This window comes from Sporacetigenium mesophilum DSM 16796 (genome assembly GCF_059569055.1).
Genome location: NZ_JCANUR010000002.1, coordinates 22,073 through 38,706, shown reverse-complemented (window position 1 = coordinate 38,706; position 16,634 = coordinate 22,073). Strand labels below are relative to the sequence as shown.

The 16,634-nt window shown below is 30.4% G+C and carries 15 protein-coding genes; 2 read left to right on the top strand and 13 right to left on the bottom strand.

What is annotated here, in order from left to right:
• Positions 1-11 precede the first annotated feature (11 nt).
• The 12 genes from BS62_RS03325 to hydE all read right to left on the bottom strand — a co-directional run bounded on the left by BS62_RS03325 (position 12) and on the right by hydE (position 12,221).
• Positions 12-692: a HesA/MoeB/ThiF family protein gene (locus BS62_RS03325; protein ID WP_496489828.1), complete on the bottom strand. Its 681-nt coding sequence runs from the start codon at positions 690-692 to the stop codon at positions 12-14.
• The gene (locus BS62_RS03320) at positions 693-914 is read right to left on the bottom strand and encodes a MoaD/ThiS family protein (protein WP_496489827.1); all 222 of its coding nucleotides are present in this window, start codon (positions 912-914) and stop codon (positions 693-695) included. It lies immediately after the preceding gene.
• Between the two features lie 15 nt (positions 915-929).
• On the bottom strand, positions 930-2,777 hold the full coding sequence (locus BS62_RS03315) for an aldehyde ferredoxin oxidoreductase family protein (protein ID WP_496489826.1): 1,848 nt from the start codon (positions 2,775-2,777) through the stop codon (positions 930-932).
• Positions 2,778-2,800: 23 nt separating this feature from the next.
• Positions 2,801-3,421, bottom strand: a complete 621-nt coding sequence (locus BS62_RS03310) for an ATP-binding cassette domain-containing protein (protein ID WP_496489825.1) — start codon at positions 3,419-3,421, stop codon at positions 2,801-2,803.
• 1 nt (position 3,422) lies between these two features.
• Positions 3,423-4,112, bottom strand: coding sequence for an ABC transporter permease (locus BS62_RS03305; protein ID WP_496489824.1), 690 nt, complete (start codon positions 4,110-4,112; stop codon positions 3,423-3,425).
• Between the two features lie 12 nt (positions 4,113-4,124).
• Positions 4,125-4,985 carry an ABC transporter substrate-binding protein gene (locus BS62_RS03300; RefSeq protein WP_496489823.1) on the bottom strand — a complete coding sequence of 287 codons (861 nt, stop codon included), beginning with the start codon at positions 4,983-4,985 and terminating at the stop codon, positions 4,125-4,127.
• 77 nt (positions 4,986-5,062) lie between these two features.
• On the bottom strand, positions 5,063-5,824 hold the full coding sequence (fdhD, locus tag BS62_RS03295) for a formate dehydrogenase accessory sulfurtransferase FdhD (protein WP_496489822.1): 762 nt from the start codon (positions 5,822-5,824) through the stop codon (positions 5,063-5,065).
• Positions 5,821-6,432 carry a molybdenum cofactor guanylyltransferase gene (mobA, locus tag BS62_RS03290; protein ID WP_496489821.1) on the bottom strand — a complete coding sequence of 204 codons (612 nt, stop codon included), beginning with the start codon at positions 6,430-6,432 and terminating at the stop codon, positions 5,821-5,823. Before mobA ends, fdhD begins: the two co-directional genes overlap by 4 nt.
• Positions 6,433-6,440: 8 nt before the next feature.
• Positions 6,441-6,932 carry a MogA/MoaB family molybdenum cofactor biosynthesis protein gene (locus BS62_RS03285; RefSeq protein WP_496489820.1) on the bottom strand — a complete coding sequence of 164 codons (492 nt, stop codon included), beginning with the start codon at positions 6,930-6,932 and terminating at the stop codon, positions 6,441-6,443.
• Between the two features lie 18 nt (positions 6,933-6,950).
• Positions 6,951-9,665: a formate dehydrogenase subunit alpha gene (gene fdhF / locus BS62_RS03280; RefSeq protein ID WP_496489985.1), complete on the bottom strand. Its 2,715-nt coding sequence runs from the start codon at positions 9,663-9,665 to the stop codon at positions 6,951-6,953.
• A gap of 23 nt (positions 9,666-9,688) precedes the next feature.
• Positions 9,689-10,924 carry a [FeFe] hydrogenase H-cluster maturation GTPase HydF gene (gene hydF / locus BS62_RS03275; protein WP_496489819.1) on the bottom strand — a complete coding sequence of 412 codons (1,236 nt, stop codon included), beginning with the start codon at positions 10,922-10,924 and terminating at the stop codon, positions 9,689-9,691.
• Positions 10,908-12,221 (bottom strand): [FeFe] hydrogenase H-cluster radical SAM maturase HydE, encoded by a 1,314-nt coding sequence (hydE, locus tag BS62_RS03270; protein WP_496489818.1) that lies wholly within the window; start codon positions 12,219-12,221, stop codon positions 10,908-10,910. The genes hydF and hydE overlap by 17 nt, the downstream gene beginning before the upstream one ends.
• A gap of 249 nt (positions 12,222-12,470) precedes the next feature.
• Here hydE and BS62_RS03265 point away from each other — a divergent pair, with 249 nt between their 5' ends.
• The gene (locus BS62_RS03265; RefSeq protein ID WP_496489817.1) at positions 12,471-12,989 is read left to right on the top strand and encodes an NADH-quinone oxidoreductase subunit NuoE family protein; all 519 of its coding nucleotides are present in this window, start codon (positions 12,471-12,473) and stop codon (positions 12,987-12,989) included.
• A gap of 32 nt (positions 12,990-13,021) precedes the next feature.
• Entirely contained in the window at positions 13,022-14,899 is a 1,878-nt protein-coding gene (locus BS62_RS03260; protein WP_496489816.1) for an NADH-ubiquinone oxidoreductase-F iron-sulfur binding region domain-containing protein, read from the top strand.
• Between the two features lie 86 nt (positions 14,900-14,985).
• Here BS62_RS03260 and hydG read toward each other — a convergent pair whose 3' ends face one another.
• The gene (gene hydG, locus BS62_RS03255) at positions 14,986-16,359 is read right to left on the bottom strand and encodes a [FeFe] hydrogenase H-cluster radical SAM maturase HydG (protein ID WP_496489815.1); all 1,374 of its coding nucleotides are present in this window, start codon (positions 16,357-16,359) and stop codon (positions 14,986-14,988) included.
• Positions 16,360-16,634 lie beyond the last annotated feature (275 nt).

The window sequence follows — 16,634 nt, the reverse complement described above, 5'->3', positions numbered from 1 at the left end:
ACTATCCTCCTTTAGAAACTTATTGTCTCAAATTCATTATTTAAGAGGTCTATATACAAAACCTTATTTCTCAGTAAATCACCCTTATTATTTAAAAGTTTTATAACTTCACAAGCTTGCATGGAAGCTATACATGGTGGTATAAATGATGGGTTTCCTAGTTCTTTTTCTACACCAACATTTCCGTGTTTATATATCTTGTTTAATGTTTTATCACCTGGAAAAACAGTAGTAACTTGTCCATAAAAACTTGCTATTGCTCCATGAACAAAAGGAATATTTAAACCTTCACATACTTCTTGAACTAACATACGTGTTTCTATATTATCTAAGCAATCTATCACAACATCATGACCTGACAGTATTTCATGTGCATTATCCATGTTCAACATAGCATGTATTGGATTTACCTTTGTATCCGGATTTATTATTTCTAAATCTTTTTTTGTTTTTGTTACTTTATTAATTCCTATTGAATTAACATCAGAAAATACCTGCCTATTTAGATTAGAGATAGCAAAGCTATCTCCATCTACAATAGTTAAATATCCTATACCAAATCTAGATAATATTTGGATTACGTATCCACCTAATCCTCCACATCCTAAAACACAAACTTTCTTTTCGAATAAACTTTTTAATTCTTCAGTAGAAAAAGTTTTCATATTTTTAGAGTATCTTTCAAAGTCCATTTAACCGCCTCCTACAGGTGGAAAAATAGATAAAATATCCCCATCGTTTATTATAGTATCTAATGTTGCATCTCTTCCATTTAATAGCAACATAGCTATTTCTTCCCCTTTAATATTTAGTATATCTAAAATTTCTCTAATATCTTCAGCGTCAATATAAGATCTACGGCTTCTACCTTCTCTTAGTGTAGCGAACAACCTTACCTCTATTTTTTTATTCATTAGTATACCTCTTTTTTAGCTTTGAGAAGCTACTTCTTCTAATCTATATTCTTCTAACCCTAACTTTTTTAATTTTTCTGATGTAATAACTCCATCTTCATTCCATCCTCTTTCTTTATAATATATATCAAGCATTTCTGATAATGGATGTACTTCTCCTTTTGATGGACCTTCAGATACTGGTTCTTCTAATAATCTCTTTGGAAGGCTATCATCAGATTTAGTGAATCCAGAATTTAAATTATATAATTTTTCTAGATTCCAAATTCTATCTCCGGCTTCCATTATGCTCTCTTCTGTATGGTCAATTCCACAACATGCATTATATAAATCTACATAATCTTGAACATCTTTTAATCCAAATGTTGTAAATATACACATTCCAAGAGCGTCCACTACTGCTGTAAAGTTTTGTATACCTATAGTAGCTTTAACCTTTTCTACATCACTTGAAAATCTATCTAATTTTTCTGGATATCCTAATATTTCAGGATTTATCATATATCCTTTTATATGACATCCTCCACGGTTATTAGTAGCATAATTTAGTCCTATTCCTTTAGCTCCCCTTGGGTCATAAGCAGCTATTTCTTGTTTTTTTACTGTCATCGATGCTTCTGGGTAAGAATACTTTTCACATAATCTATGAGACCCTTCTGCTAGTTTAGCTCCAAAGCCTTCTCTTCTTCCCATCTTTTCTACCCATTTTACTATAGACTCTCCATCTCCCCAGTTCAATGTAGCATCGTCACTTTTTATATCATCATTAGATATATATCCTTTTTCGTATAACTCCATTGCTGCAGCTATTGTAGCTCCTGCTGATATTGTATCAAGTCCATATTCATTACAAAGCATATTAGCTTCATTCACATAATTCATATCAAACATATTACAATCAGCACCAAATGACCATATAGTTTCATACTCTGGGCCACCTACTACTTTTCCATCTCTTAACTTAACTTCTCTTCCACAACCTATAGGGCATGCTGCACAATGAGTATTTCTAGTTAAATGATCTTTTGTAAGAGATTCACCGCTTACTGGTTCTATAACATCAGGATCTGTATATGAACCTTGGAAGTTCTTTACTGGGTGCATTCCATTTTCGTTTATTATATTAACGAGTACTGCTGTTCCATAAGTAGGAAGTCCACTTCCTCCAACAGGGTCATTTCTAAGTTTATTTGATTTTTCCTTTACTATTTCTTTGAATTTTTCTTTATCAGCTATTTCAATAGCTTTAGTTCCACGAGCAACTATTGCCTTTAGATTTTTAGATCCTAAAACAGCTCCAAGGCCACCTCTTCCTGCCGCTCTTTCAACATCGTTCATTACAGCAGCCATAGGAGATAAATTTTCCCCTGCTGGTCCTATACATAATACTTTGTGTTTGTCAGATGTTTCAGACTTTAAAGTTTCAGTAGCTTCAGATACAACATTTCCCCATATATGAGATGCATCTTTTATTTCCACTTTTTCATCTTCAATAAGTATATAAACTGGACTTTCTGATTTTCCTTCAACTATCATCATATCTATTCCAGATCTTTTTAGTTGAGTTCCCCAAAATCCTCCTGAGTTTGCTATTCCTATTGCATTTGTAAGTGGCGATTTAGTTACTACCATATATCTTCCACCAGTTGGAGCAACAGTCCCTGTTAATGGGCCTGTAGCAATTATTACCTTATTTTCTTCACTTAAAGGCTCTACATTAGGATCTACCTCATCAATATATGTCTTTACCCCTAATCCTCTACACCCTATGTAATCATAGGCACTTTTTTCATTTAAATCTTCAAATCTTGTCTCTTTAGTACTTAAATTAATTCTTAAAACCTTCCCCATATACCCAAACATAAAATTTCCCCCTATATTATATATTAAATTTTATTAAGAGTTATTATATTATCACATAAGCTTTCAGCTTGTTCTTTATTATGGGTTATAATAATAACTGTAGCTTTTTCTCTTTTGCAATAATCTAATATTTCTCTTTCTATAATATTTATGCTGTTAGAATCAATGTTAGAAGTTGGCTCATCCAGCATAAGTATCTTTGGTTTGAACACTATTGCCCTAGCAATAGATACCTTCTGTTGTTCTCCTCCTGATAGTTTACTTGCATTCATGTCCTTTAAATTATGTATGTCTAATTTTTTCAAAATATAATTAATATTTTCTTCTTTCTCGTTTTTTTTTATTTTTCTTATTTCTAGTGGATAAGATATAGTCTTATATACTGATCTGTTTAAAAGCCTAGGTTTTTGAAATATTAACGTAATTTCTCTTTGTATATATTTATTTAAAGTTTGACCATCATAGAGAATCTGACCTTCATATTCTTTATCAAGTCCAGCTATTATATTTAGTAAAGTAGTCTTTCCTGCTCCATTTTCTCCAACTATACCCGTTATTTTATTACAATCTATATTTAAATTAGGTATATCTAAAATAAGCTTGTCCTTATAATACTTTTTAAGGTTTTTTATCTTGATATCCACTTTAATCCTCCACATAATTTGTATAAGTAATAATATTTACTATAAAAGATATAAAAAGTAATACTATACCTAAAGCTATAGCCATTGAATAATCACCCATTGAATTAAACATAGCAATTGATGTTGTCATAACTCTTGTATGCCCTTTTATATTTCCTCCGACTACCATAACAGCTCCAACTTCAGATATTGCCCTTGAAAATGCAGTTATAATATTTATAAATATATCGTTTTTTAATTCTTTTATAATAAGCACTATAATTTGTAATTTATTTGCACCAAGTGTTATACCTAGTTTTTCTATTTCTTTTCCCCTTGATTTACCTAAGTTATATGTGAGACCTAGTATTAGTGGAGAAACTAATATAAATTGCGCTATTATCATAGCTTCAGACGTATACATAATATCCAAAAATCCTAAAGGGCCATTTCTAGTGAAAGTTATAGCTATTATTAGTCCTACTATTACAGATGGTATACTCATAGAAGTATATAAAAATCTTGAAAATGCTTTTTTGAATCTAAATTCCTTTATACCTAAATATATTCCTATTGGAATAAAAAAAATAGAAGATATAAAGGTAGCTAAGCATGATACTTTTAAAGATAAAAATATTATTGAGTATAATTCTTTATCAAAAGTTAGTAACATATTTATGCTTTCTTTAATACCTTCTATTATATAGTTCATTACTTCCTCCTATTATTTTGCATTTGGTATAAATAAAGATTCTCCGTATTTATCCTTACCAAATTCACCAATAAGCTTTTGAGTTTCTTCACTTAATATCCACTCTTCAAACTTTTTAGCCCCTTCAGAATTTAAATTATCAAATTTTTCTGGGTTAACAACCATAACTCCATATTGATTATTTAGATTATTATCTTTTTCAATAACTATGTCTAAGTCTAAACTATCTTTCATAGCTAAGTATGTTGCTCTATCAGATAACGTGCATCCTTGTTTTTCACTTGCCATTTTAAGTACTTCACCCATTCCAGAACCTGTTGATACATACCAATCACCTTCTGGCTTTAAGCTTGCACCTTCCCATAATCTTAATTCTTTCTTATGAGTACCTGAGTCATCTCCTCTAGATATAAAAGTAGCCTTATTTTCAAGTATAGAGCTTAATCCTTGCTTTATTTTTTCATCCCCTGATATTTCTTTTAATTTTAATTTATCGTCTTTTGGTCCTACTAAAACAAAGTCATTATACATAACGTCTTGTCTTTCTTTAGCAAATCCTTCTTTTACAAACTCTTCTTCAGATTTAGTGTCGTGTACTAAAAGCACATCTGCTTCCCCATTTTTACCCATTTCTATAGCTTTTCCTGTTCCTACTGCTACTGTTTTAACTTCTATACCAGTTTCTTCTGTAAACTTAGGAAGTAAATAATCTAAAAGACCACTATCTTGAGTACTTGTAGTAGTAGATAATATAATACTTTTCGGCTTTGTTTCTTTAGTTTCCCCCACCTCTTCTGTAGTTTTAGTACTAGTGCATCCAACTAAAGAAAGTGCTAAAATACATAAAAGCGATAATAAGTTTAGCTTTTTCATTAAAACACCCCTTGATATTTATACTTTTTATTTAATATTCTACAAAAATTACAAAAGTCCTACATAATTGTAGGACTTTATAAGTAAATGTTCATTTTATTTCCCCTAACAAAGCCTATTAAGCCTATATTAAGGTCTTTTGCTATATCTATTGCCAAGTTAGTAGGTGCTGACCTAGATACTATATATGGAATTCCTATTTTAGCGCATTTTAAAATTACTTCTGACGTTATTCTTCCACTTGTAATAATTATTTTGTCTTTTATAGATATATTGTCATATAGGCATTTTCCTATAATCTTATCCAATGCATTATGCCTCCCTATATCTTCTTCAAACAATAATATACCATCATTATTACAAAGTCCAACACTATGTACTCCACCTGTATCTAAAAATAGCTTTGATTTTTTATTAAAAGATTTCATTAGGGCTAATATATTATTATTATTTACATCCATTTTATTTTCTATTTTATTACACTTTATTCCATCTACAGTACTATAAAATATACTTCCCTTGCCACATCCAGTTGTAATAGTTCTTTTTCCATATAACTTTTGAGATAATAAGTTTTTATTTTTTGTTGTAATATATCCATACCCATTATCTTTATCTATTTTTATACTTTCTATATCATCTATTGATTTCAATATACCTTCTGAATGCAAAAAACCTACAGCAAGATGTTCTAAGGATTGTGGTGAACATAAAAGTGTTATAAATTCACTTCCATTTAAAAATATAGTAAATGGATATTCAACTATTACTAAGTCTTCTTTTTCATTTAACTCATCTTCAATGTATTTATTTATATTATATTTTTTAGTTATATTCATACTATTTTCATTTCCTTTATATAGTTATCTAAATCCTTTGGAGTGTTTAAATTTATAAATATAAATTCATTAAAATTATTTTTCTTAAATTCATCATCATTTATATAAATTAATTTCTTGTTATTTAACTCCAAAAATCCCAATATAGATTTTCTATTATTTTTATATAGATGAGTTTTTATATCATTAAACATACTTTTATTATAAAATCCATGAAAAGGCTCTATTCTTCCATTTATATTGCTCAAACAAGCATCTATTTCCAAGTTTTTTATCTTATTTTTTATATGCCTAATGTAGATTAAATCTACATTAGGCATATCACATGCAATAAAATAAACATATTTGCTTATACTTGTTTTTAGTCCTATATGAATACCACCAAGTGGTCCACATAATTTTATTTCATCACTTACAACTTTATATTTACTATCATTATAGTATTCTGGCTTATTGCTTACTATAATTATATCTTCAAATTCATTTTTTAGTTTATCTGCAATACTATATATTATTCTTTTTTCATCTAAACACAATAGTTGCTTATCGAATTTCATTCTTGTGCTTTTTCCACCAGCTAATATAACTGCAGATTTAAATAACTCCATAGCATCATCTACTTTCTAGCACAGTCACTAGCTTTACCAGTTAGTATTTCTAGTCCATGATGTAAGCTATCTATTATATATTCTAGTGATTCCTTTACAGCCTTTGGACTACCTGGCATATTTACTATAAGTGTATTATTTCTTATTCCACTTACTCCTCTAGATAACATAGCTCTTTTAGTTATAGTTAGACTATAGTATCTCATAGCTTCAGATATACCTGGTGCTAATCTATTAACTACATTTAATGTAGCTTCAGGTGTTACATCCCTTTTTGCAAATCCCGTTCCACCTGTAGTTAATATTAAATCTACACAAAGTTCATCTGCCATGTATATCATTTCTTTTTCTAATTCTTCTTTCTCATCTGGCAATACTATATATCTAGCAACTTCATATCCTTCATGAGTTACTATATCTTTTATTAACTCTCCACTTTTATCTTCTCTTTCTCCTACATATCCTTTGTCACTCGATGTTATTATTCCTACTTTGAACATAATTTCCTCCTAAGTTTGCTATATACCTTCATAAGCTACTTGTGGTGTAGATTCTTCACTTTCAGTAACTTTTTGAACATTTATTGCACATACCTTTAAATCAGGTATTTTACTTATACTATCTAAAGCAGTATTAGTTAAATAATTTGCTGCTCCATCAGCAAAGTGGAATGGCATAAAGAATATATCTTCTTCTATAATATCAGTTATCTTTGCAGTAGTAATTATTTCCCCTCTTTTTGAAGATACTTTTAGTTTTTCATTATCTATTATTCCTAGTTTATTTGCTGTAATAGGGTTAATTTCTATATATGAGCTAGGAGCTTTTTCATTTAGTCCATCTACTCTTCCTGTCATACTTCTTGAATGATAATGATATAAGATTCTACCGTTTATTAATGTATATGGATATTCTTCACTAGTTTCTTCATAACTTCTTATATAGTCAGATGGAACAAATGTAGCTTTTCCCTTTGCAAAATTATCTTTGTGTAAATACTTAGTCCCTGGATGATCTAATGTTGGACATGGCCATTGTAGACTTCCTTCTTCTAATCTATCGTAGCTTATTCCTCCATATTGAGGAGTAAGTAGAGCTATCTCTTCCATTATCTCATTTGGATGAGAATAATTCTTTTCATACCCAAGTTTGTTCATAAGCTCCATAATTATTACCCAGTCTGGCTTTGAATTTCCTACTGAATCTATTGCCTTTCTAACTCGTTGAACCCTTCTCTCAGTATTTGTAAATGTACCGTCTTTTTCAGCAAAAGAAGATGCCGGTAATACTACGTTTGCATATTCTGCTGTTTCTGTTAAGAATATATCCTGAACAACCAAGAAATCTAAATGTTTTAGAGCTTTCTCGATATGATTTAAATCTGGGTCTGATATCATAGGGTTTTCTCCCATTATATATAAGAATTTAATGTTATCTTCTTCTATTGAATTCATTATTTCTGGCAAGGTAAGACCAGCATCCCTTGAAAGTTCAGTATTCCAAACTTTTTCAAACTTTTCTATAACAGTTTCATCAGTTACATTTTGATATCCAGTTAAAACATTAGGAAGTCCACCCATGTCACATGCTCCTTGGACATTATTTTGCCCCCTTAATGGATTAACTCCTGAACTTTCCTTTCCTATATTACCGCAAAGCAGAGCTAAGTTCGATACACTCATAACTCCTTGTGTACCAGTTTTGTGTTGAGTTATACCCATAGCATAGAATATACTTGCATTACCAGATTCAGCATATAATCTAGCAGCTTTTCTAATATCATCTGCATCTACTCCACAAATTTCTGAACATTTTTCTGGAGTATAATCTTTAATTATTTCTATTAATCCTTCATAGTTTTCAGTTCTTTCTTTTATATAATTTATATCTTGAAGATTTTCATCTATTATTACATTCATCATAGAGTTAAGTAATGCTATATTTGATCCAGGTTTTATTTGTAAAAATAAATCTGCATATTTAGCAAGTTCTATTCTTCTTGGATCTGCTACTATAAGTTTTGACCCATTACTTACTGCCTGTTTTATTTTAGCTCCTATTACAGGATGATTCTCTGTTGTATTTGAGCCTATAACAAATATTGTGTTCATATTTTCTATTTCTTCTATACTATTAGTCATAGCCCCACTACCTAGTGTAGTTGCAAGTCCTGCAACTGTAGATGAATGTCAGAGTCGTGCACAGTGGTCTACGTTATTAGTTTTCATTACTGATCTCATCATTTTTTGGAATAAATAATTTTCTTCATTAGTACATCTAGCAGATGTTAATCCTGCAAATGAACTTGACCCAAATTCATTATTTATTCTTTTATAATTTTCTACTATGTATTCATATGCTTCATCCCAACTTACTTCTTCAAATACGCCATTTTTCTTTATAAGTGGGCTCTTTAGTCTATCATCATGGTTTATAAATTTATAACCAAATTTACCTTTTACACAAAGTAAACTATTATTTGATGGTCCATCCGCTGGCTCTGACCCAACAATTTTATTATCTTTAACCCTCAAATCTAGTTGACAACCAACTCCACAATATGAACAAGTAGTTCTTACTTTTTCTGTTTTCCAAAACATTTCATTCTTTGGAACTAAAGCTCCTACTGGACATACTGATACGCAGTTACCACATGACACGCATCTAGACTCGTTTAATGGTTCTTCAAAAAAGGGTCTTATTATAGTTTCATATCCCCTATTAACTGAATCTATAGCGTATGTTTGTTGAAGTTCATCACATACTCTTATACACTTTTTGCACATTATACACTTGTTAGGATCGTATATGTAAAAAGGATTACTATCATCTATTGGAAGATTTTTATTATTATTTCTATATTTATTTTTATCTATAGAATATAAGTATTCTTGAGAGTAATCCTGCAATTTACACGACCCTGTTTTAGCACAAAGTGTACATTCAAGTGGATGATCTGCTAGTATAAGTTCTAATATTTCTTTTCTTGCAAATCTTACATTTTTACTTGATGTATATATTTCCATTCCATCTCTTACTTTTGTTCCACATGCTACCTCTAAATTTTTTCTCCCCTTTATTTCCACTACACATATCCTACATGACGCATGTGGAACTAATCTGTCATCATGACAAAAATTAGGTATCTCTATTCCTACACTTTTACAGGCCTCTAAGATAGAATCATTTTTAGATACACTATATTCTCTATCGTTAATTCTAATACTTACCACTAGCCATCCCCCCGATTTTTTGTTTATTTTATATTCCTATATGAATCTCTTATATCAGGAAATGGTTGTAGGGCTCTATCTAATACCCCTGTCACATGCCCTATAAGAACCCCATAATTTACTATAGGAATATTGTTTTGTTTAGCTTGTTCAACCCTAAATTGCATTTCCTTAGGATTTAACATGCAGCCTCCACAGTGAACTATGAGGCTATATTTATCTATCTCATCAATTGATGGATAAGCCACTCCAGAAGACCATTCAAAATCCAATTTATTATTTGCTATCTCCTCTAACCACTTTGGTATTTTATCTTTACCTATATCCCCTTCTTGCTTATGATGAGTACACCCCTCACATATAAGTACTTTATCTTTTTCTTTCAAATTTTTTATTTTATCAATCCCAAGTACTAATTCTTTTAAGTCAGCTTTATATCTAGCAAACAATATTGAAAAAGATGTTAACGGTATCTCATCTGGAACTATTTCATCTACAACTTTAAATGCTTGAGAATCTGTTATTACTAAAGCTGGCTTTTTGCCTAGATTTTCTAGAGTTTCTTTTAGTTCTGTATCTCTAGTTACTATAGATATAGCTCCACTATCTATAATATCTCTTATAGTTTGTTGTTGCGGAAGGATAAGTCTTCCTTTTGGAGCTGCCTTATCTATTGGAGTTACTAAAACTACATAATCATATTTATTTATTAAATCCCCAACTATATATTTCTTTTCATAGTTTTGTGGTGTGTTTTTTATGATAGATTCCTTTAATTCATTTATGCCCTTTCTAGTTTTAGAACTTGCCCTTATAATTTCTATGCCCAGTTCTTCTTCAATATGATTAAATACATTTTTGTCAATATTACCTGTATCTATCTTGCTTAGCACTCCAATTGTCGGAATGTTTTTACTTTTTATGATGTTTAATATTTCTATATCAGCTTCGCTAATTCCTTCTCTAGAGTCTACTACTATTAAAGCTATATCTATTTTATTTAATACTTGCAATGTCTTTTTTATTCTAAGTTCCCCTAAATCTCCTTCATCGTCTAATCCCGCTGTATCTACTATCATAACTGGCCCTATTGGTAAAATTTCCATTGCTTTATACACAGGGTCAGTTGTTGTACCTGCTATATCTGATACTAACGCTATATCTTGGTTAGTTAATGCATTTATTAAGCTAGACTTACCTGCATTTCTTCTTCCAAATATTCCTATATGAAGTCTATTCCCTTTAGGCGTTTCTATCATCTTTAAATACCTCCCAGTCAACTTTTAAAAACGAAGGGAATTTTTTATTAGCTTCAATTATAGAATCATATGCTGCTTTTAAATCTATCATATTTTTATCACTATATATTTGATAGTTTTCCCTATATTCAGCTGGAGTGTTTACAAGCATTAGAGTGTTTGCTCCAGACATTAAAGCTTTTCCTTGATATTTAATATCCACACTTGCAAGAGCAGTTGTAGCTGGTATAAATACTCTCTTACAAACAAGCCTAGTAACAGCAACAGCCTTTAAAGTAAGTTCTGGACTTCCAGGGGGATAATTCTCAAGTGGTGTACCCTTTGCTGGTAAGAACGGTCCTATTCCTATCATATTTATTCCCATTTCTTTAAAGTACAGTATATCATTTGCTATATCCTCTTCTCTTTGTCCAGGAAGACCTATAATACATCCAGATCCATTTAGATATCCTAATTCTTTTAAAATTTTAGAACATTCAACTCTATGGTCATAATCATCATCTGGGTGTACATGTTTGAATATTTCTTTATTAGTGGTTTCTATTTTTAACAAATAGTTATTCGCTCCTAATTTTTTGAAATATTCATATTCATCCTTTGTTCTTTCTCCTAAACTTAAAGTAATTTTCATTCCTGTTTCTCTTTTTATTCTAGTTATAAGATTTCCCATTTTTTCTTTTGTCCAAGCTATGTCTTCTCCAGATTGAAGTATAACTGTGTGGTGACCCATATCTTTTAATTCATGAACTATCTTCATTATTTCATATTCATCCATTCTATATCTTTCAAGTTCTGGTAGTTCTCTTCTAACTCCACAATACTTACAATTTTTTATACAATGGTTAGAAAATTCTATTGCTGCCCTTATATCTACTACATCTCCTATTATTTTTTTTGTCATCTCATCTGCAGCTTTATACAGTGCTTGTACCTCTGCATCTCTATCTGTTTTTAACAACATTACTATATCTTCATAACTAAGGTCTTCACCAAGTTCAATTTTTTGAAGTGCATTTAAGAACTCTTCTCTTATAACTTTATTTTTTAATCTTTCTACTAATCCACTTATCTTTTCAGTTTTATCTTCATAAATACCAGATATTACTATATTGCTATCTATTAAAAGCTTATTTGTTTTCTCTAAATTATCTTCACTTACTTTTATGGCTATTGCACATACAGTTCCGTACTCTGCAGGTGCTGGCACCAAAGATGTGTTTATATTATTGTCTTTTAGGATTTTGTCCCCTTTTAACATATGGCTAGTCGAGCCTGTTAGTATTAGAAAGTTTTTCATTGTGCTTCCTCCTATGAGTATAAGTCTCCCTTTTATTATATATCCCTGTTAATAATCTGACAATGCTTACTAAGTATCTACAGCTTATTAATATTTTATTTTTATAAATTCATTATAAATTGACTAATATTTAACTTATTCTGAGTATTAAAAATTATTCTAATAGTTCATTAACTTTATTATAATATATTAATTAAAGCATTTTGGCTTTTGTGAAATTATTTTTAAAAAATAAGGGGGAGTAAATGAATGTGCAGTTGCAACGAGAAAAACAATCAAAAATTTAATATTTTAGGAGAATTTATCAACTCTATTCCTGATAAAAAAGGAGCTTTAATACAAGTTCTTCATAAGGCTCAGGAAATATTCGGTTACTTGCCAAAAGAAGTTCAACTTTATGTTGCTAATGAGTTAAACCTATCTCCTGCCAAAGTTTATGGAGTTGTTAGCTTTTACTCATACTTCACCACAGAGCCAAAAGGTGAATATAAAATTAGTGTATGTTTAGGTACAGTATGTTTTGTAAAAGGTTCTGATAAAATATTAGCTGAATTTGAAAAGCAATTAGGTATAAAGTCAGGACAAACAACTAAAGATCTTAAATTTAGTTTAGATGGATTAAGATGTGTAGGTGCATGTGGCCTAGCTCCAGTTGTTGTTGTAAATGATAAAGTGTACGGACATGTAAAACCTGAAGGTGTTGTAGGAATATTAGAAGAATACAAGAAAGCTCAAGCAGAATTAGAAGCTAACATTGTGGAAGCTTAATTTATGAGAAAACTAAATAGGGGGATATAACTATGACTAAAATAAATTCCATAAATGAATTACTTTCTTTAATGGATAAAGTAAAGCCTACATTAGAATTAAGAAAAGAACTTTTTAGTGGTGAAATAACAAAAAGGGACATATTAGTATGTGGTGGTACAGGTTGCCAATCATCTCAAAGTGAAAAAATAATAGAAAACTTTAAGACTCATATAAAAAATGTAGGTCTTGAAAATGATGTTCGTGTATCATTAACAGGATGCTTTGGTTTCTGTGCTGAAGGTCCTATAGTTAAAGTTCATCCTGACGATGTATTTTACGTAAGAGTTTCACCAAGTGATACAGAAGAAATAATTAAAGAACATATACTTAACGGAAATCATGTAGATAGATTAGTGTTTGAAGAACCTTCCATAAAGCAAAAAGTACATAGACATCACGATATGTCATTCTATAAAAAACAAAGCCGTATTGCTTTGAGAAACTGCGGTCATATAAATCCAGAAGACATTCACGAATATATCGCAAGTGAAGGATATCTAGCTTTAGGGAAATGTCTATCTTCATTAGGTGAAGATGAAGTTATTAATGAAATAAAATTATCATCATTAAGAGGAAGAGGCGGTGCAGGTTTTCCAACAGGTGTTAAATGGGAATCCGCAAAGAAATCTGAAAATAATCAAAAATATGTAATATGTAATGCTGATGAAGGTGACCCAGGGGCATTTATGGATAGATCTATACTTGAAGGTGACCCTCATAGTGTGTTAGAAGCAATGGCTATATGTGGGTATTCTATAGGAGCAGATACTGGATATATATATATTCGCGCTGAATATCCACTTGCAATACACAGGTTGGAGGTTGCAATAAACCAAGCTAGAGAATTAGGTTTATTAGGAAAAAATATATTGGGAACAGAATTTAATTTTGATATAGAGCTTAAGTACGGTGCTGGAGCATTTGTGTGTGGAGAAGGTACCGCTCTAATACATTCTATTGAGGGAAAACGCGGAGAACCTAAAATGAATATATTCTTCCCTACTGAAAGAGGATTATGGGATAAACCAACTTGTATGAATAACGTAGAAACTTTTGCTAATATACCTATAATAATAAATAACGGTGGTCAATGGTATAAAGATATGGGTACAGAAAATTCATCAGGAACTAAGGTTTTTGCACTTGGTGGAAAGGTTAACAACGTAGGTCTTGTTGAGGTTCCTATGGGTACTACACTAAGAGAAATAGTATATGAAATAGGTGGAGGAATACCTAATGATAGAGGATTTAAAGCTGTTCAAACTGGAGGACCATCAGGTGGATGTATCCCTTCTAAACACTTAGATACTCCTATTGATTTTGGGTCATTAAGTGATATAGGTTCTATGATGGGCTCTGGTGGTATGCTAGTTCTTGATGATTCTGATTGTATGGTTAATATATCTAAATTCTTCTTAGAATTTACAGTTGAAGAATCTTGCGGTAAATGTACACCTTGTCGTATAGGGACCAAGCGTCTACACGAAATATTGACTAAGATAACTGAAGGAAAAGGAACAGAAAAAGATTTAGATGACTTACGAAACTTAGCACAAATTATAAAAGATACTTCTTTATGTGGACTAGGTAAATGTGCTCCTAACCCAGTACTTAGTACTCTTGAGTATTTTATGGATGAGTATAGAGCTCATGTTATAGATAAAAAGTGTCCAACTGGCAAGTGTCAAGCCCTTCTAAATTTCTATATAACTGATAAGTGTATAGGATGTACTAAATGTTCTAGAATATGTCCTGCTAGTGCTATATCTGGAAAAGTAAAAGAAAAACATGAAATAGATATTGATAAATGTTTAAAATGTAATGCTTGTATGGATAGCTGTAAGTTTGGAGCTATAATAAAAAAATAATTTAAATGTATTTAGCGGGAGTAAATATAACCCTCATTATATTTACTCCCGCTATTAAAACCTTTAATATTATATTTTATAGTATTTTAAAAATATAAGTCTTTCTTACCTTCTTCTATTTCTTTTAGTCTTTTAATAACTTCTTGTTTAAACTTTCCTTCTTTCATTTTATCAAGTTCTTGCTCTATTAATTTTTCACCTAATTCCTTCGTTTCTTTTGATGCAACATTAACTAGATTTTCTTTAAAAGTCAACATTGAGTTAGGTTGACAAAACTCATTTATATCTCCATGTTTCGCAAGTTCCATAAATGCCTCACCCGTTCTTTGTTTTCTATAACATGCTGTACAGAAACTAGGTAAATGTCCTTGTTTACATATAACTTGTAATATTTCATCTAAACTTCTTTCATCAGATGTTTCGAATTGAGTAGCTTGATTATCTTCTTCCTCATATCCTCCTGGATTTACTTTAGAACCAGCTGACATTTGTGATACCCCTAATTCTATTAGTTCATCTCTTAAAGCAGCACTTTCTCTAGTAGATAGTATTATACCAGTATACGGAGCTGTCATTCTATATATTGCAACTACTTTCTTTATATCTGTATCACTAAGAGGATAAGGCACTTCATCTAAATCTGACCCTATTGCTGGCTTAAGTCTAGGCATAGATATAGTATGAGGCCCTATGTTGTACTTTTGATCTAGATATTCAGCATGCATCAAAGTCCCTAGTACATCAAATTTGTAATCATATAAACCTAACAACGCTCCTATACCTACATCATCTATTCCAGCCTCAAAAGCTCTTTCTACAGCAGTTAATCTATAATCATAATCAGATTTTGATCCGCTTACATGCATTTTTGCATAAGTTTCTCTGTGGTATGTTTCTTGGAATATTTGGTAAGTTCCTATAGCAGCTTCTTTCAGTTTTTTAAAATCTTCTACTGATAAAGGAGCACAATTTACATTTATTCTTCTTATATCAACGTTTTCATAAATAAATTTTACACTATTAGTTATATGGTCTATTGTTGCATATCTTTGATCTTCACCCAAAACTAAAAGTATTCTTTTATGACCGCTTTTTTCTATTGACTTTGCTTCATTTACTATTTCATCGTAATTTAAAGTTCTTCTATGAAGTTCCTTATTTGTAACCCTAAAACCACAATATAAGCAGTTATTAGTACATTGGTTGCTAGTATATAGTGGTGTAAATATTACTATTCTATTACCATATATCTTTTCTTTTATCTCTCTTGCAGACTCAAACATCTCTTCTAATAAATCTTCATCTTCTATTTGTAATAAAGCTGCAGCCTCTGATAAATCTAATCCCATACAATCTTTAGATTTTCTTATTATTTCTTGTAATTTTGATTTACTTAACTCCTTACCTTTATTTAATAAATCAATTATTCTATTTTCGTTAATTATATTACAATCTTTCATAATATACCCTCCTATTTTTTATACTTGTCAATTGTTTGACATAATTTTTTAAAGTGGTCTTACCAAAATGCTTTTCATTTTGAGTTTTATTTTATTTATTAATTAATATTTTAAAGTATTTTTGTTATTTTGACTAGCAAAAACTCTTTTATTAATTTGATAATTATATTATAATATATTTTGTAAGATAAAGATTGATAAATTTTTATAATTATCCCATTGTTCCTTTGGAACTTAATTCATATAACTCCATATTTTGGGATATAACATTATTT

Coding starts and splice junctions, on each gene's coding strand:
- BS62_RS03325 (WP_496489828.1), bottom strand. CDS start 692: ATGGACTTTGAAAGATACTCTAAAAATATGAAAACTTTTTCTACTGAA.
- BS62_RS03320 (WP_496489827.1), bottom strand. CDS start 914: ATGAATAAAAAAATAGAGGTAAGGTTGTTCGCTACACTAAGAGAAGGT.
- BS62_RS03315 (WP_496489826.1), bottom strand. CDS start 2,777: ATGTTTGGGTATATGGGGAAGGTTTTAAGAATTAATTTAAGTACTAAA.
- BS62_RS03305 (WP_496489824.1), bottom strand. CDS start 4,112: ATGAACTATATAATAGAAGGTATTAAAGAAAGCATAAATATGTTACTA.
- BS62_RS03300 (WP_496489823.1), bottom strand. CDS start 4,985: ATGAAAAAGCTAAACTTATTATCGCTTTTATGTATTTTAGCACTTTCT.
- fdhD (WP_496489822.1), bottom strand. CDS start 5,824: ATGAATATAACTAAAAAATATAATATAAATAAATACATTGAAGATGAG.
- mobA (WP_496489821.1), bottom strand. CDS start 6,432: ATGGAGTTATTTAAATCTGCAGTTATATTAGCTGGTGGAAAAAGCACA.
- BS62_RS03285 (WP_496489820.1), bottom strand. CDS start 6,932: ATGTTCAAAGTAGGAATAATAACATCGAGTGACAAAGGATATGTAGGA.
- hydF (WP_496489819.1), bottom strand. CDS start 10,924: ATGATAGAAACGCCTAAAGGGAATAGACTTCATATAGGAATATTTGGA.
- hydE (WP_496489818.1), bottom strand. CDS start 12,221: ATGAAAAACTTTCTAATACTAACAGGCTCGACTAGCCATATGTTAAAA.
- BS62_RS03265 (WP_496489817.1), top strand. CDS start 12,471: ATGTGCAGTTGCAACGAGAAAAACAATCAAAAATTTAATATTTTAGGA.
- BS62_RS03260 (WP_496489816.1), top strand. CDS start 13,022: ATGACTAAAATAAATTCCATAAATGAATTACTTTCTTTAATGGATAAA.
- hydG (WP_496489815.1), bottom strand. CDS start 16,359: ATGAAAGATTGTAATATAATTAACGAAAATAGAATAATTGATTTATTA.